The sequence below is a fragment of the Algoriphagus confluentis genome (assembly GCF_036245625.1).
Lineage (GTDB): Bacteria > Bacteroidota > Bacteroidia > Cytophagales > Cyclobacteriaceae > Algoriphagus > Algoriphagus confluentis.
Map to the genome: position 1 here is coordinate 66,658 of NZ_BTPD01000016.1, position 16,896 is coordinate 83,553.

The window sequence follows — 16,896 nt, forward strand, 5'->3', positions numbered from 1 at the left end:
TTCCTTTAGTTTTTCTTATCCGTTCAAACTTCTATTTTTAGCTTCTTACAATAATTCACTATGAGTTATATCCATTTTGACAAGACCCAATTAGTCAACCTCAATTATTCGCTCGAAAGGGAAATCATTCGAACCAATCGCTCAGGAACTTATACCAGCACGACCATTATTGGCTGCAACACCAGAAAATATCATGGGCTATTGGTGGTCCCTCAACCCCTGATCGATACCCAGAATCATGTATTTTTATCCACTGTTCACGAGACAGTAATTCAGCATGGGGCAAGTTTCAATTTGGGAATCAGCAAATTTCCTGGAAATTATTCCCCTAGAGGTCATAAATATCTGGAAGATTTCGATTCCGAACCCATCCCAAAGCTTACCTACCGTGTAGGCGGAGTACTCTTGCAGAAAGAGCTCATTTTAGATACCAACCGGGATAGGGTGATGATTCGGTATACTTTGCTGGAGGCGCACTCCCCGACCAAAATCAGAATTCAACCCTTCTTGGCTTTCAGAGGCTATCATTCACTGATGAAAGCCAATGACGAAATCAACAAAACTGCAGAAAAAGTCCCTAACGGACTGAAATTTCAGCTTTATCCCCAGTACGACCCGCTTTTCCTCCAGCTTTCAAAAAAGAACACCTTCAATTCTTCTCCTGACTGGTATTATAACATCGAGTACATTCAGGAAAGAGAAAGAGGGTATGACTATCAGGAAGACCTGTTCGTCCCCGGATACTTTGAATTTGATATTGCAAAAGGTGAGTCTGTCATTTTTTCAGCAGGACTCAGAGAAGCGGATCCGAAAACCCGCCAAAATGCCTTTGAAAAGGAAATCGCAAGACGAATACCCAGAAACAACTTTGAAAACTGCCTCAAAAATGCCGCTGGCCAGTTTATCCGAAGAAGAAACGGAGAAGTTAGAATAATTGCTGGGTATCCTTGGTTTGGATGGTGGGGAAGGGACACCTTTATTGCCGCTCCGGGTTTGACTCTGGCAATGGGAGACAAGGAAACCTTTTTGGAAATAATGGACACGATGTCCAAAGACCTCAAAGGCCCGCTTTTCCCCAACATAGGAAGTGGTGATTACACCAATATGACCTCCATGGATGCTCCCCTATGGTTTTTTTGGTCTTTGCAGCAGTACATTTTCTTTACCGGAGACAAAAAGACCGTAAAAACCCGGTATTTGGACAAGCTTCGGGGGATTATTGAAGGATATAAGGCAGGCACGGAATTCAATATTCACATGCTGGAAAACGGCCTGATCTGGGGTGGTCAAGACGGAGTAGCACTGACTTGGATGGATGCAATCACCCCGGATGGACCTGTAACCCCAAGAAAAGGTTGCCCGGTAGAGATTCAGGCCCTCTGGTACAATGCCCTCTGCTTCTATCATGAGTTGTCCGGAGATAAGGATTATTTAACCCTTGCCGGAAAAGTGAAGGATTCCTTTGACCGTGAATTCTGGTCTTGGGATTACGGGTATTTGGCTGATGTGGTAGACGGAGAAGAAAAGGACTGGTCTATCCGACCAAATATGGTCTTTGCTACCTCCCTTCCTTACAACATGCTGAGTGAAGAAAAGAATGATCAGATTCTGGAAATAGCCAAATCCAAGCTGCTTACCCCACGTGGCCTTCGTTCATTGTCGCCGGATGACCCCGGGTATAAGGGCTACTACTTTGGTAATCAAATCAGCAGAGATAATGCCTACCACAACGGTACTGTATGGGCTTGGCCATTAGGGCATTTTGTGGAAGGCTACATGAAATTGCACGGCAAAGCGGCTAAGCATTTCATTCAGAAAATAATCAAAAGCTTCGATGGAGTGATGACCCAATACGGAGTAGGTACAGTGGCCGAGATCTACGATGGAGATGCACCCCATCGGCCAAAGGGATCTATTTCCCAAGCTTGGAGTATTGCTGAACTACTTCGAATGATGGATTTAGTCAATAAAACGTAAGGGTACTATGAGAGTATTGATGTTCGGGTGGGAATTTCCCCCTCACATTTCCGGAGGATTAGGCACTGCCTGCTATGGCTTGGTCAAGGGTATGAACCACCATAATCAGGAAGTGATTTTTGTAGTGCCAAAATTATGGGGAGATGAGGAAAATCTGGCTGACTTCGTCAATGGCAGTGCCATATCCATCAATTACCGGGAGAAAAAATTTAAAAAAATCTGGAAAAACCTCACCTATCTCGAGGTAAGCAGTTTTTTGGTTCCTTATTTAGGCCCTGAAGAGTTTCAGAAATTCACCGATTATACCATTCACGACAAGGTGGATGTGGACGAAAGTATTTTCACCAATAAGTATGAGTTCAGCGGGAAATATGGAAAAAACCTCATGGAGGAAGTTTCCCGATATGCCTTGGTAGGTGCTCAAATAGCAAGAGATCGCAGTGATTTTGACATCATTCATGCTCACGATTGGCTGGCTTTTCCCGCCGGGATTGCTGCAAAAGAAATCAGCGGGAAGCCCTTGGTAGTGCATGTACATGCGACAGAGTTTGACCGATCAGGGGAATCTGTGAATAAGCCTGTCTATAATATCGAGCGGGCTGGCATGCACGCCGCTGACCATGTGCTGGCCGTAAGTGCGCTAACACGAAACATAGTCATCAAAAAATACGGTGTACCTGCACACAAAGTATCGGTCCTCCACAATGCAGTATTGGATGCCAGCATCATCAAGTCTGCCTATCAGAAAAAAGTCCCGGAGAAAATTGTGACTTTCTTGGGTAGAATCACTTTCCAGAAAGGACCGGAATATTTTGTAGAAGCAGCCAAAAAGGTGATCGACCGTGACCCAAATGTGCGCTTTGTCATGGCAGGCTCAGGGGATTTGCTCAATCGAATGATTCAGCGTGTAGCAGAACTTCGGATAGCAAATAAGTTCCACTTTACCGGCTTTTTGAAAGGAGATGATGTGGATCACATGTACGCGATCTCCGACGTATATGTCATGCCCTCTGTATCCGAACCATTTGGAATTGCCCCCTTGGAGGCTGTGCGTCACAATACCCCAGTGATCATTTCCAAGCAGTCGGGGGTAGCTGAGGTCTTGAGAAATGCCATCAAAATCGACTTCTGGGATGTGGATGCAATGGCCGATGCCATTTTTGCTTTGCTCCATTATGAAGGAATCTCCAAAATGTTCAAAGAATTAGGCAGTGAAGAGCTCAAAAAGCTGAAATGGGAACATGTCGCCGCCAAATTGATTACTGTTTACGAAAAAACTATAGCCCAACAATCATGAGAACCGTCTGCTTTTATTTCCAGGTGCATCAGCCCTTCCGACTAAAGCCCTATCGCTTTTTTGATATAGGTGAGGATCATTACTACTGGGACGATTATCTGAACAAAAACGTAATTCGAAAGGCAGCACAGAGATGCTATTTGCCTATGAATGCCCTTTTGATGGATTTGATCCATCAGTACAAGGGAAAATTCAAAGTGGCATTTTCCATATCAGGAACCTTTTTGGATCAAATGGAAGCCTATTCTCCGGATGTATTGGAGAGTTTCCAAAAACTGGTCGCTACCGGTCATGTAGAATTGCTGAATGAGACCTACACTCATGCACTTGCGGCACTGAAGAGCAAAGAGGAATTCACCACGCTGGTAAAAAAACATCAGGACAGGATCAAAGAATTATTTAACGGCTATACTCCAAAAGTATTTAGAAACACAGAGCTGATCTATTCGGATGAGATTGGCAAGATGGTCTATGAGTTGGGCTATGAGGGAATATTGACTGAAGGAGCTAAACACATCTTAGGATGGAAAAGCCCAAACTACCTCTATACCAATGCACTGGAACCCAAGCTGAAAGTACTCCTCAAAAACTTCCGGCTTTCGGATGATATTGCCTTCCGCTTCAGCAACAAAACCTGGGCGGACTACCCACTTACCACAGAGAAATTTGTCACTTGGCTCAACGCCATTCCCAAGGAAGAGCAAGTGGTCAATCTTTTTATGGATTATGAGACCTTCGGAGAGCATCAATGGGCGGATACCGGAATTTTCGAATTTATGAGGCATTTGCCAGAAGCCATCTTCAGACACTCTGACTTTTCCTTTTCCACCCCATCAGAAGTAGTCCGACAATTGCCGGGAGTAGGCAAAATCTATGTTCCCACTCCTATTTCATGGGCAGACGAGGAAAGGGATTTGACGGCTTGGCTGGGCAATGACCTTCAGGATGAGGCTTTTGACCGGTTATATGAAATCGAAAATAAAATCAAAACCATTGATGACCCTGAGCTTCATCGGGATTGGGGATACTTGCAGACCTCTGATCATTTTTATTACATGTGTACCAAGTTCTTTTCGGATGGGTCGGTCCATCAGTATTTCAGTCCTTACGACACTCCTTACGATGCTTTCATCAACTATATGAATGTGCTTAGCGATTTTGATCTGCGCGTAAAAGAAAGTAAGCAATCCAGGAAATAATTTACCGTGGGTATGGATTCGCCCGAAAGCATAAAAAAACGCCCGTTTACTATCAGATAAACGGACGCTTTTTTGGATTCTGAAATGAGATGCCTAAAGGACAGGGCCATTCAATAACTCTCCTTTTGGGTAGGAAAATCTCTGTTTTTTACATCCGAAATGTATCGCTGAAAGGCTTCCATCATGACCCCCTGCAAGTCAGCATACTGACGCAGAAATCTGGGTTTGAATTCTTGAGTGATGCCCAACATATCGTGCATCACCAATACCTGCCCATCTACATCCGGTCCTGCACCAATGCCTATCACGGGGATAGCTAAAGATTCTGCCACTTTTTTGGCCAGCTTGGCTGGAATTTTTTCCAAAACCAAGGCAAAACAGCCACACTCTTCCAGCATTTTAGCGTCTTCGAGGAGCTTTTTGGCCTCTGCTTCCTCTTTAGCCCTTACGGTGTAGGTTCCAAATTTGTAGATAGACTGTGGGGTGAGCCCCAAATGCCCCATTACAGGCACGCCGGCACTGAGAATTCTCAAAACTGATTCTTTGATTTCTGATCCTCCTTCCACCTTGACAGCATGGGCACCGGATTCCTTCATAATCCGTATAGCCGATCTCAGTGCTTCGGAACTATTTCCCTGATAATTCCCAAATGGGATATCTACCACAATGAAAGACCGCTTGACGGCACGGACTACGGCCGATGCATGATAAATCATCTGGTCCAAGGTAATGGGCAAAGTAGTTTCGTGGCCAGCCATCACATTGGAGGCGGAATCCCCCACCAAAATGATATCCATCCCGGCAGCATCTACGATTTGTGCCATGCTGAAATCATAGGCTGTGAGCATGGAGATTTTCTCTCCACGCTGCTTCATTTCCTGAAGGGTGTGGGTGGTGATTCGCTTGACTGAGGCTGAGGAATGTACCGACATGGATTAGAGAAGATGAACAGAATACTGATTTTCTGAAAAATCCACCTGAATATGCTCATTGAGGGTAGTGGCAAGCTCAAACCCGGTGTAATCCGGACGCACAGGAAACAGACCATGACTTCGATTGACCAAAACAGCGATCTCCATCTTTTGGATCTCAAAATCCAAAAATGGCTTCATGGCATAGACCAGGGTTTTTCCTGTATTCAGGACATCATCTACGATGATGATGGTTTTTCCAGAAAGCTCTATTTCCGGGGATATCTCAACCTCGGATTCAGCCACATGGCTTTTGTCCAGCAAGACCTGAATGACTTCGACAGTAAGCGGAGAAATTTTCTCGAGCTCCTCTGCCAGTAGCCGCGCCAAAACCATTCCCATTCCGGAGATTCCGGCAAAAACCAACCCCGAAGAATGAATATTCCTCTCGAAGATCTGATAGGCCATTCGGGTGAGCTTTTGGCCGATTTGCTTATGATTGAGTACGGTGCTCATGGTATATTTCAAAATTGAAAAATAGACCAATTCTTTTTGGATTCAAAGAAGATCATCGATGAGTGTCTTCTTCCTGTAGAATATTGAGGTAATTCTTATACCGATAGGGATGAATGTATCCTTCCTCCAGCTTTTTGAGAATGACACAACCCGGCTCGTTGACATGTCTGCAATTATTGTATTTGCATTGACCGAGATACTCGCGCATTTCGGGGAAATAGTGGGAAAGCTCATTTTCTTCAATATCCAAGATCCCAAACTCCTTGATCCCCGGCGTATCAATCAAGTCTCCCCCCGCTTCCAAAGCAAATAGCTCTGCAAAAGTAGTGGTATGAACCCCCTTGGTACTGTATTCCGACACCTCTTTGGTCTCTTGTAGAGCTTCAGGAATCAAAGCATTGAGCAGGGTGGACTTACCCACTCCAGAGTGACCCGCAATCAAAGTGGATTTATCTTGGAGATAGGGCGAAAATTTCTCCTTCAAATCCCCATCCTTCAAGGCAGATACTTCCAAAACAGGATAGCCTAAAGGCTCATAAATCTCATGGATATCCTGAAGCCAATCCTCCTCATCTTCACCCTCGAGCTGATCCATTTTATTGACCACCAGCAAAGCAGGAATACGAAAACTCTCCGTACTGACCAAAAACCGATCGATAAATCCCAGAGAGGTTCGAGGATTTTTCATAGTGATGACCAATAGAGCCTGATCGATATTGCTCGCAATGATATGGGAATGATGCTGTTTGCGGGTAGACTTCCGGATCACATAATTTTCCCTAGGGAGAATCTCCTTGATGATCACAGAGTCTTGACCGGGTTCTTTCTCGATCTCTACTAGGTCTCCTACAGCTATGGGATTGGTCAATTTGAGGTCTTGCTGCTTGAATTTTCCTTTAAGGCGGGCCGCAACAGCTCCTTTTTCAGTTTGGACAATATACCAGCTACCGGTGGACTTAATGACTCTGCCTAGGATCATGGTTGGATCAATTCTTTAATTTTGGACACAATTTTTTTGGCAGCCCCTTGATTGGAAGCCACCCAAGACTGTGCAGCGTCTTGAGCCTTTTGGTGAAAATCAGACACTTGAAGTCGCTGAAAAATCTCTCTCAGGTCTTCAGGTCCTGTCACCGAAAATCCACATCCCTGCTTCTCACTTTCCTCTGCCTCAGGAAACTTGGAGGCTTTCTTTACCTTTCCAAATAGCACAGGCACGCCAAATCCCAACGGTTCCAGAATATTGTGTAAGCCTTTTCCAAAAGCTCCACCTACATAGGCTATCCGGGCAAATTGATAAAGAGAGGAAAGCATGCCAATATTGTCAATGAATAGAACTTGAGGAGCTTGGTGAGGGCTCCATTGGGAATATTTTGCTGACTTGAGCATCAATTGTTTCGCCCATCGATCCATGGGTTCAGGGCTAAGGTCATGCGGGGCGACAATCCAGCGGTAATCGGGCCGTTGGTTCATCAATGGAATCAGGAGATTCATATCTTCTTCCCAAGCAGAACCCACTACCACTACGGGCTTTACTCCTATCCAAGCCGCTAAGTCCGGAAAGGATTTGGGCTGTGCTGCATGGGCAGCAACCCGATCAAAACGGGTATCTCCTCCCCTACTCGCCTGATGAATCAGATACTGATTCAGCAAATCCACACTTTCCTCATTTTGGGTAAAAATCCAATCCATAACCTCCAAGTTCTTTCTGAAAAAGCCTCCAAATGACCCAAAATACACTTGGCCTTTCCGGAAATTAGCCGAAGTAAGAAAACAGGGAATACTTCTTTTTTTCAAGGCTTCCAGATGAAAAAACCACAGGTCATATTTGATAAAGATAGCCAGTCCGGGATCAAGGATATTCACAAAATCATTTGCCCACTTTTGCCGGTCCAAGGGTAAATAGGTTATGAAATCCACTCCGGGCTGATTCTTCTTCATGCTGGGATCATAACCCGAAGGGCTGAAAAAGCTGACCACCACCGGTTGCTTCGGTTCTATTTGTTTGATTTCTGCCAAAATTGGTTTAGCCATTTCATATTCTCCCAGAGAAGCAGCATGAACCCAAGTCACCCGAGTGGGGTTTTTGGCTTTGAATTTTTTCAAATTCGAAAAAAGGGCCTCTCTACCCTGCAAAAAGTGTTTAAGTTTGGGTGAAAAAACTGCCCCCAAAGGCAGAATCCCCGAAACCAGCCAAATAACCGCTCCATAAATGCCTTTCATTCAGTAAAAGTAGATATTCCCGAAGATTAACAGGGTTTGGGTCAGGATAAAAATTGGCAAAATTTGGACAAATTATTCAAGTCAATTTCGTGCAATTGCCTTCGAAATTCCCTATTTTCAATGCCTCCTTTAATTTAAACCCTCCAACCTAGCCAAATGAGCAAAATGATTAGCGTACTATTTGTTTGTCTTGGAAATATCTGTAGGTCCCCTCTGGCAGAAGCAATTTTTGACCATAAAATCCAACTCCTAGGTCTAAGCAGTCATTTTAAGTCGGACAGTGCGGGCACATCCGATTACCATATCGGAGAATTACCGGACGACCGGACCATCCGGTGTGCAACTACTAAAGGGCTAAAAATCATGCACCGAGGCAGGCAAGTCAACCGAACCGATTTCAGGGAGTACGATTACATCCTCGCTATGGATGAAAGCAATCTCCATTCGCTCAACCAAATGAAAAAGCGGTACAATTTCCCTGACAAAGAAATCTACCTGATGCGGGATTTTGTGGAAGGCCACGAAGGGTTACCCGTACCTGACCCTTACTACGGTGGGGAAAAGGAATTTGAAGACATCTACCAGATTCTGGACCAATCTATCGATGGCTTCCTGGAAAAAGTGAAAGAGACCCATCAGCTTTATGCTTGATCAGTACCAAATTTATCAACAAGTACTTTTTCAGGTTTTAGGTCCTTTGGCCCAACTCAAATCCGCCCAACTCATCGCCGCAGGAAATCACAATCAGGGTATTCAGCTAAAAACTTCAGAGGGTGTTTTTTTTCTGAAACTGAATTTTGATCATGAGCGGGACGTCCTATCCAAAGAAGCCGAAGGGCTGAAATTACTCAGAAAATCTACTTTTTTGAAAATTCCTCAGATCTACGGCTTTGGACGGGTGGAGGATTACAATTACCTCTTGTCCGAATACATCCAAGGCTCTAGACTTCAAGTGGATTATTGGGAAGACTTGGGCCTGGGTCTGGCAAATCTTCATCTGAACAATAAAAGACAATTTGGACTGGAGACGGACAATTATATCGCCTCTATCCCTCAAAAAAATCAATATCACGACAATTGGATTGATTTTTTTATCGAACAACGACTGGAACCCATGCTTGGAAAAGCTTATTTCGACCGATTGATCCCGCTGGATTTTCTTAAGAAATTCCAGTCCATCTACTCCAAACTGGAGGCACTTTTTCCCAAAGAAAAAGCTTCCCTCCTCCATGGAGACTTGTGGTCCGGCAATGTCATTTGTGGAAGTGATGGCAAGCCATGCCTGATTGACCCTGCAGTATACTACGGACACCGGGAGATGGATTTGGCGTTTAGCAGGCTGTTTGGAGGATTTGACTCCCGATTTTATGAGGCTTACGAATCCGTACTTCCTTTGGAACCTGATTTTGAAAGCAGAATGAGCCTCTACAACCTGTATCCCCTATTGGTTCATCTCAATCTGTTTGGTACAGCCTATCTTCCAGGAATTGAAAAAATCATTAATCGTTTTGGAACATGAGTTTTCAGATTAGACCTTATCGGGAGGAGGATTCACAGAGTATCCTTGAAATCATCAATGACTCGATTCTGAATACGTCCTTCAATTACGACTACTATCCCAAATCTCTGGAGGAAATCAAGGAAATGTTCTTGGAAAAAGTCCGAGACGGCATTCCTGTATTGGTGTGTGAGTTGGAAAACAGGGTCTGTGGATACGCCACTTTCGGAAAGTTTCGCACCAAACCGGGATACAGCAGAACCATCGAACACTCCATCTATTTCAGAGAGGGAACTCAAGGAAAAGGAATGGGAACGGCAATGTTAAAACAATTGATTGAGCTGGCTAAAACACAAGGCTATCATGTCATGATAGCTGGCATGGATTCCGAAAACCACGGAAGCTACCGCTTTCATGAAAGACTTGGCTTTCGGGAAGCTGGAAGGTTTCCGGAAGTAGCCTTCAAGTTTGGGAAATGGCTGAGTCTCGTCTTCATGCAGCTCAACCTAAACCAACATCCCGGGCAAGTCTGATCAAATCAAGCTGATTCTCGCCCCGGTGCGTACCGCTTCATAGATCGCATCGACGATGACCAAGTCTCTTAGGCCCTCTTCCCCGTCTACAGGCACCACTGGGGATTTTCCATCCAATATGATGGCCGCCATCTCATCCATCTGAGTCGTTTGATGCGTGATGTGCTCAGCCTCGATTGGCCCCTGATTGGTTCTGGCCTGAATGGGTCCGTAGCCTGTAGATGGCTGCATTTCAGCAAAACCTTTGGTCCCGTTTAGAAAAAATTTATCCAGATTATTCATCGAATAGGTGGAAAGACAAGAAGCCACTGCACCCGAAGGAAACCCCATCTGAAAGGTAATCGTCTCATCAACCCCTTGCTTAAACTTGACAGGATCGGTCTTTACCTCCTGGGCTGTCACCCAAATCGGCTCCTCTCCAAGCATATATCTGGCTCCATTAATGGAGTAAATCCCGATATCCATCATCGCTCCTCCACCTGCCAAAGCTCTGTTGAGTCTCCACTGCTTGGGGTCTCCGATCATAAAGCCGCTTAAACCCTGAAAAAAGAGGGTTTTCCCGAACTCCCCGGCTCGCTGTCTTCGAATCACTTCGAGGGTTTTAGTTTCAAAATGCATACGATATCCCACTAACAGGTGAACACCTGCCTCTTGGCAAGCTTGGATCATTTCCCGTCCCTCCTCAGCATTGAGAGCCATGGGCTTTTCACAAATCACATGCTTCCCAGCGCGTGCCACGCCGATGGAATGAGGTTTATGAAGGGAATTTGGTGTGATGACATACACGGCATCGATATCCGGATTGTCCTTGATCTGATGGTAATTTTCGTAGTTGTAGCAATTCTTTGCCGGGATCCCATATTTCTCTTTCCAGGCTTCAATTTTGGAGGGGGTTCCACTGATCACTCCCACCAGCTTTGCTCGTTTGCAGTCCTTCATGGCTTCTGCCACACGAGTTCCATAGCTTCCCAATCCCATGATCGCTACTCTCAGTACTTTATCTTCCTGCTTCCTGACGGATGAGGAAAATGTGGAGGCAAAGGGCAAGGTTACCGCCATGGTAGACAGGCTTGCTTTTTCAATAAATTGTCTTCGAGTGGTCATGAGCGCAGTTTTTGATTTCTCCTGAATTTAAGAAACTTCGCTTATATCCCTGACTTTCTGCGTACCGCCTGAAAAGTATTTCTGGTAGACTGCTCCAACAACACCTCGTATCCTTCCAATAGAGCAGGAATTTCATCAGGGTTTTGGTGCAGGACAGTCAGCAATTCCAAGCCTTCATTATACCGGATTTCGAAGGTGCTTTTCAAACCTGCCAATAGCTGATCCAATTTAAAGACTTGTGAATCAATCACTACAGATACACTGATAGCAGAGAGCTGAAGCATATTGACTCTAAGTTTGAGCTTTTTGAGCTGCTCGTAAATCTGATGGATATGCCCTTCATCGATAAAAGTAAAATCCGTGACTTTAAAGCTGACCAAGACTTGGTTTTTCTTTAGAACCAGAGTGGGAATACCTTGATTGGGAGCTTTTTCATGGATTTTGGTTCCAGAGGCATCCGGGTCCAGGAAAGACTTGACAAACAGGGGAATCCCAGCATTGGCTAGGGGCTTGATGGTCTTAGGATGGATCACAGATGCCCCAAAATAGGTCATTTCCGCAGCCTCTCCATAAGCCAGCTCCTCAAATTTTTGGGTATTGGGAAAAAGCTTGGGATCGGCATTGAGGACTCCCGGAACATCTTTCCAGATCGTCACTGAGGATGCATCCAGGCTAGTTGCCAAAATAGCTGCGGTAAAATCTGACCCTTCTCGACCTAGAGTGGTCGGTCTTCCTTTGGAGTCAGAACCGATAAATCCCTGGGTAAGGATAGGAAACTGCTCCAATACCGGCAGCCATTGGGCCCGGGTGTGGGTTCGGGTCTTTTCCCAGTCGATTTTTGCAAAACGAAAGTCGGAATCGGTATGAATCACCTCTCGGGCATCTTTCCACACCACGACCTGACCTTGAAGACAAAGGTACTCTGCAACTATTCTTGAAGAAATCAGCTCCCCATAACCTACAATCCTATCGTAGAACTCATCATAGTTTTGCTTATTTATTGGCTTTTCCAAGTCCTTATCCAACTTGATAAAAAGATTCTCCAAGAGAGAAAAAATCAGATGGTCTTGTGGAAAAAGTTCCTTACAAATTCCTAGATGAAACTCTTTTAAAATTGAACAATTTTGAGAAAAATCTTCATTGCTCATTTTTTTCCAAATGATCTCCTCCAAAGAATTGGTGGTCTTACCCATGGCAGAGACAACAATCACGAGCTGATTCCGCAATCGATTACGCAAAATTTTTGATAAGTTTTCAATTGCAGAACTATCTTTGACCGAAGCCCCACCAAATTTGTAAATGAAGTTTTTTGCCATGAAGAATATTATCTAATTTTCGAGAGTATAAACCCAATAATTGTACTTTTCCAAGAATGAAAATTTTACCCTACCAGCCAGATCAAAGCAATCTGGCCTACTCCGTTGGAATCACCCTGGACCGATTCATTAAGCTTAAGCAGAGCGACTTTCCTTTTGCCTCTGGCGAGCTTTCTCAGCTCCTGAGGGACATTGCCCTTGCAGCCAAGATTGTCAACCGTGAAACGAACCGCGCCGGACTGGCCAATATCGGTGGCGCTTTCGGACAAACCAACGTACAGGGCGAGGAGCAGCAAAAGCTGGATGTCATCGCCAATATCCGATTCATGCGGGCGCTGAGTAAAGGTGGCGAAGTTTGTGCCATAGTTTCCGAAGAGGAGGACGCTGTGATTGATTTGAAGAATAATTCAGGAAAATATGTGGTCGCTATAGATCCGCTCGACGGAAGCTCCAATATCGATGTGAATATCAGCATAGGGACGATATTTTCCATCTACCGAAGAAAAACTCCAGTAGGAAGCCCTATCACTGAGGCTGATATCATGCAGCCCGGAAATCAGCAAGTGGCAGCAGGCTATGTCCTATATGGCAGCTCAACCATGCTGGTGTATACGACAGGTTGCGGCATCAATGGGTTTACCTATGAAAATAGCCTCGGGGAATTTTTTCTCTCCCACCCGGATATGAAAGCTCCCGAAGACGGAAAAATTTATTCCATCAATGAGGGCTTGGAACAGGAATGGGAACCCGCGATAGCAGCCTATGTCCGGCAATGCAAAGCTGAAAAACTTCAATCCCGATACATCGGCAGCTTGGTAGCAGACTTTCATCGAAACTTGCTGAAAGGAGGGATTTACCTCTACCCTGCCACTCAAAAAAACCCAAGTGGGAAACTCAGGCTACTCTACGAGGCCAATGCTTTGGCCCTGCTTATCGAACAAGCCGGAGGTACGGCTACTGACGGCCATAGAAGAATTCTGGACATTCAGCCAGAAAGCCTTCATCAACGTACTCCTCTCATTATCGGATCCAGAAATATGGTGGAACAGGTAAAAGGACTCATCCAATCTACCCCAATGGAAAAAGAGATTCTCGCCCGTTGAGCAAAATTTAATTCTCTTTCCCAATCCAAAATCTTAATTTGCAAAGATTAATTGATTGAAAATATGCTCAGAAAAAAATCTTATTTACCTATTTCCATCTTATCGGGAATTCTATTCCTAGGCTTTGCCTGTGCACCAAAGCAGGCTGCTGAGGAGCCGATCGATGAAACTTATGCCACTCAGACAGACAAATTGCTGATCAAAGTGGACACCCTCTATTCGGAACTGGAAAATCCCTGGGGAATGACTTGGCTACCGGACGGCAAAATGCTGATCACCGAGAGAAAAGGAGAAATCCTAATTTTCCAGGATGATGCCTTCACCGGACAAAAAATCCAAGGCCTTCCTCCTGTCCATGAGGTCAATCAGGCTGGCTTGCTGGACATAGCCATCCATCCCAAGTATGAAGAAAACGGGTGGATTTACATCGCCTATGCCAAGCATTTCGAAGACAGCACCGGAGCTACCACGATCATGAGATTCAAACTGGACGGCAATACTGCCGTCAATCAGGAGGAATTAATCGTGGCAGGACCATCTTGGAAGGGAGGACGTCACTTTGGTAGCCGAATAGTTTTTGACAACGATGGATATCTTTATTTCTCCAACGGGGACAAAGGAAACATCCCGATGAATGCCCAAAACCTGAACAATGCACACGGCAAAATCCACCGAATCATGGACGATGGTACCATCCCGGCAGACAACCCTTTCACAGATTCTTTAGGGAATATCAGTTCCATCTGGACCTATGGCAATAGAAATCCACAAGGGATGATCTACGACAAAGCAAACAATCGTCTCTGGGAAGTGGAACATGGCCCGATGGGTGGGGATGAGCTCAATCTGATCGAAAAAGGGAAAAACTATGGCTGGCCGGTGATTACCTACGGGCAAAATTACGATGGTACCCCTATCACAGAGATTACCGAAAAGGAAGGAATGGAGCAACCGGTCCATTATTGGGTGCCATCCATAGCAACTTGCGGAATGACTTTGGTGACTTCGGAGAAATATCCAGCCTGGAAAGGAAATATCCTGGTAGCAGCCCTTGCCAAGCAACACATTGCGCGAGTAGAGCTGAACGGAACGACCTATGTCGGCGAGGAGAAGCTCCTTCAAGACATCGGGCGGGTACGTCAAGTTGCCGAAAGCCCCAACGGGTATATCTACGCCATCACGGAAGCGACCGGTCTTTTGGTCAAGCTTCTCCCGATCAGATAATCCCAAACTGTTATTTGAATGGCCTTTTGGACAAACCAAAAGGCCATTTTTTTGCATTTCACGATAAATCCTGCCATCATTCAAACTGCCTGTACTTTCTGTTCGTTTATTCCCTAAAGAAAAAACGAGGAATATGAAACTGACGAAAACAGCTTTGATGGGGATTTTGACTGTTGTTCTTTTTTCTACTGCGACTGCTTGTGGACCAACGGACTCTGAAACTCAACCCACCCCCCTTCCCAACTTGGAATTCACCACCCAAACTGAGAAAATGACCGTAAAGGTGGATACCTTGTATACCGGATTTCAAAACCCTTGGGGAATGACTTGGTTGGCAGATGGAAGGATGCTGGTCACTGAGCGCAAAGGCGAGATTCTGATTTTCAAGGAGGATAAGTATACAGGGGAAAAGGTCACCGGACTGCCAGCCATATACGCCTCAGGGCAAGCAGGACTTCTGGACATCACGACCCATCCCAATCACGCACAAAACGGGTGGATATACATCTCCTACGCCAAGCCGGTAGGAAATGGTGGGGCCACTACCATCGCAAGATTTAAACTTAGCGGAAATGCAATTGCCGACTTTGAAGAACTTATCGTGACCACTCCTGCCTGGAATGGCGGTACGCATTACGGTAGCAGGATAGTCTTTGATAGAGAAAATTACCTCTACTTCAGTAACGGGGAGCGGGGAAGCCAAAACAATGCTCAGGACTTGAAAAACTCCCATGGCAAAATCCACCGAATCCATGATGATGGCAAAATTCCGGCAGATAATCCTTTCATCAATACCCCCGGAGCCGTTTCTTCTATTTGGACCTATGGCAATCGAAATCCTCAGGGATTGTATTTTGACTTGGAATCCAACCGACTTTGGGAGGTAGAGCATGGTCCTCGCGGAGGAGATGAGTTGAATCTGCTGGAGAAGGGGAAGAATTATGGATGGCCGGTGATCACCTATGGGATCAACTATAACGGAACCCCAATCACCGATATTACAGAAAAAGAAGGAATGGAGCAGCCAGTCAAATACTGGACTCCCTCCATTGCTACCTGTGGAATGACGATGGTGACTTCTGATAGATATCCAGCATGGAAAGGGAATATTTTAGTTGCTGCCTTGGCCGGAACCCATATTGCCCGAGTAGAAATGAACGGAATAAATGCAAGCGGAGAAGAAAAGCTCTTCCCTGGGATAGGCCGGGTAAGGCAGGTGTCCCAAAGCCCAGATGGATATATCTATGCAGTCATGGAAGGACCAGGGTTACTGATCAAACTTTTACCCGCTGCATAAGGAAAAAGGAGGGAATTACCCTCCTTTTTTTTTCAATTTAAGTTGCTCAATATCCAATAAGTCCTTTGGTCTTGCAGCTCTTCTTTTACTTTCCAATAAATCTTCAAAAGACAAAACCCTCCATTTTCTCAATACTTCATCACCAATAGTAACTTGCTCAGCCGATGAATAGGCTTCATCGAAGGTTTTTCCAATCTCAAACCTGGTGATCAGCTCCAAGTCCAAGTCATCCGGTGAAATCTTAACAGAAATATTCTTATTTCTTTCAACCACTTCCTTTGGAAATTCCTCTATCTCAAAGCCCATTTCTTTAAAAACAAGGGTTAATTTCTTCAAATTTTCCTGATCTGTTTTTATCCAAAAATCAACGTCTGCAGAATGCCTCTGATATCCATGGAAATTAACTGCTCCTCCACCGATGAGAATCATTTTTACCTCATATTTATTAGCTAGCTCAATAAACTGGGCGATGGTCTCTTTCCAAATCTGACTCATTTTTTTCTCTCCAAAATAAAATTGCCTTTGGTTCGCTCTTCAAAAGTTAGTTTGGAAGGAAAAAGCCGATTGACCCTTCGGCTTAGTTCCAAAAAAGCCATCAATCGCTCTTCCGGCTTTAAAGCTAAAAACTCTTCCTCTCGAATTTTATTACTCTCATCCTTAGTAAGATAGCGAATTTTCATAGTATAAAATACGTCAAATTC

17 protein-coding genes are annotated in these 16,896 nt (G+C 44.9%); 9 read left to right on the forward strand and 8 right to left on the reverse strand.

Annotated elements, in window-relative coordinates:
- Positions 1-60 precede the first annotated feature (60 nt).
- From AAA943_RS19315 to AAA943_RS19325, 3 genes are read left to right on the forward strand one after another with little or no spacing between them, the layout of a single operon-like run.
- Positions 61-1,977, forward strand: a complete 1,917-nt coding sequence (locus tag AAA943_RS19315; protein WP_338225993.1) for an amylo-alpha-1,6-glucosidase — start codon at positions 61-63, stop codon at positions 1,975-1,977.
- A gap of 7 nt (positions 1,978-1,984) precedes the next feature.
- Positions 1,985-3,274, forward strand: a complete 1,290-nt coding sequence (locus AAA943_RS19320) for a glycosyltransferase family 4 protein (protein WP_338225995.1) — start codon at positions 1,985-1,987, stop codon at positions 3,272-3,274.
- Positions 3,271-4,473, forward strand: a complete 1,203-nt coding sequence (locus AAA943_RS19325) for a glycoside hydrolase family 57 protein (RefSeq protein ID WP_338225997.1) — start codon at positions 3,271-3,273, stop codon at positions 4,471-4,473. The genes AAA943_RS19320 and AAA943_RS19325 overlap by 4 nt, the downstream gene beginning before the upstream one ends.
- A gap of 110 nt (positions 4,474-4,583) precedes the next feature.
- On the opposite strand, the gene panB is transcribed toward AAA943_RS19325, so the two are convergent.
- The 4 genes from panB to AAA943_RS19345 are packed head-to-tail and all read right to left on the reverse strand — an operon-like array spanning position 4,584 to position 8,120.
- Positions 4,584-5,405 carry a 3-methyl-2-oxobutanoate hydroxymethyltransferase gene (panB, locus tag AAA943_RS19330; RefSeq protein ID WP_338225999.1) on the reverse strand — a complete coding sequence of 274 codons (822 nt, stop codon included), beginning with the start codon at positions 5,403-5,405 and terminating at the stop codon, positions 4,584-4,586.
- A 3-nt stretch (positions 5,406-5,408) separates the two neighbouring features.
- Positions 5,409-5,900 carry a phosphoribosyltransferase family protein gene (locus AAA943_RS19335; protein WP_338226001.1) on the reverse strand — a complete coding sequence of 164 codons (492 nt, stop codon included), beginning with the start codon at positions 5,898-5,900 and terminating at the stop codon, positions 5,409-5,411.
- A gap of 52 nt (positions 5,901-5,952) precedes the next feature.
- A complete protein-coding gene (gene rsgA, locus AAA943_RS19340; protein ID WP_338226047.1) occupies positions 5,953-6,876 on the reverse strand; it encodes a ribosome small subunit-dependent GTPase A in 924 nt (307 codons plus the stop codon).
- Complete coding sequence (locus tag AAA943_RS19345) at positions 6,876-8,120, reverse strand: 3-deoxy-D-manno-octulosonic acid transferase (protein ID WP_338226003.1); 1,245 nt, start codon at positions 8,118-8,120, stop codon at positions 6,876-6,878. The genes rsgA and AAA943_RS19345 overlap by 1 nt, the downstream gene beginning before the upstream one ends.
- Before the next feature lie 156 nt (positions 8,121-8,276).
- On the opposite strand from AAA943_RS19345, the gene AAA943_RS19350 reads away from it, so the two are divergent.
- The 3 genes from AAA943_RS19350 to AAA943_RS19360 are packed head-to-tail and all read left to right on the forward strand — an operon-like array spanning position 8,277 to position 10,151.
- Positions 8,277-8,771, forward strand: a complete 495-nt coding sequence (locus AAA943_RS19350) for a low molecular weight protein-tyrosine-phosphatase (protein ID WP_338226004.1) — start codon at positions 8,277-8,279, stop codon at positions 8,769-8,771.
- A complete protein-coding gene (locus AAA943_RS19355) occupies positions 8,764-9,639 on the forward strand; it encodes a fructosamine kinase family protein (protein WP_338226006.1) in 876 nt (291 codons plus the stop codon). The genes AAA943_RS19350 and AAA943_RS19355 overlap by 8 nt, the downstream gene beginning before the upstream one ends.
- Positions 9,636-10,151 carry a GNAT family N-acetyltransferase gene (locus AAA943_RS19360; protein ID WP_338226008.1) on the forward strand — a complete coding sequence of 172 codons (516 nt, stop codon included), beginning with the start codon at positions 9,636-9,638 and terminating at the stop codon, positions 10,149-10,151. Before AAA943_RS19355 ends, AAA943_RS19360 begins: the two co-directional genes overlap by 4 nt.
- On the opposite strand, the gene AAA943_RS19365 is transcribed toward AAA943_RS19360, so the two are convergent.
- Positions 10,152-11,255: a Gfo/Idh/MocA family protein gene (locus tag AAA943_RS19365; protein WP_338226010.1), complete on the reverse strand. Its 1,104-nt coding sequence runs from the start codon at positions 11,253-11,255 to the stop codon at positions 10,152-10,154. It lies immediately after the preceding gene.
- 41 nt (positions 11,256-11,296) lie between these two features.
- Positions 11,297-12,571, reverse strand: a complete 1,275-nt coding sequence (locus AAA943_RS19370; protein ID WP_338226012.1) for an aspartate kinase — start codon at positions 12,569-12,571, stop codon at positions 11,297-11,299.
- 56 nt (positions 12,572-12,627) lie between these two features.
- On the opposite strand from AAA943_RS19370, the gene fbp reads away from it, so the two are divergent.
- The 3 genes from fbp (at position 12,628) to AAA943_RS19385 (ending at position 16,195) form a co-directional block, all read left to right on the forward strand.
- Positions 12,628-13,674 (forward strand): class 1 fructose-bisphosphatase, encoded by a 1,047-nt coding sequence (gene fbp, locus AAA943_RS19375; protein WP_338222058.1) that lies wholly within the window; start codon positions 12,628-12,630, stop codon positions 13,672-13,674.
- Positions 13,675-13,737: 63 nt separating this feature from the next.
- Positions 13,738-14,898, forward strand: coding sequence for a PQQ-dependent sugar dehydrogenase (locus AAA943_RS19380; RefSeq protein ID WP_338226014.1), 1,161 nt, complete (start codon positions 13,738-13,740; stop codon positions 14,896-14,898).
- A gap of 133 nt (positions 14,899-15,031) precedes the next feature.
- Positions 15,032-16,195, forward strand: coding sequence for a PQQ-dependent sugar dehydrogenase (locus tag AAA943_RS19385; RefSeq protein WP_338226015.1), 1,164 nt, complete (start codon positions 15,032-15,034; stop codon positions 16,193-16,195).
- A gap of 15 nt (positions 16,196-16,210) precedes the next feature.
- On the opposite strand, the gene AAA943_RS19390 is transcribed toward AAA943_RS19385, so the two are convergent.
- Both AAA943_RS19390 and AAA943_RS19395 read right to left on the reverse strand, forming a co-directional pair.
- Entirely contained in the window at positions 16,211-16,624 is a 414-nt protein-coding gene (locus AAA943_RS19390; protein WP_338226017.1) for a hypothetical protein, read from the reverse strand.
- A 62-nt stretch (positions 16,625-16,686) separates the two neighbouring features.
- The gene (locus AAA943_RS19395) at positions 16,687-16,875 is read right to left on the reverse strand and encodes a hypothetical protein (RefSeq protein ID WP_338226019.1); all 189 of its coding nucleotides are present in this window, start codon (positions 16,873-16,875) and stop codon (positions 16,687-16,689) included.
- Positions 16,876-16,896: the final 21 nt, after the last annotated feature.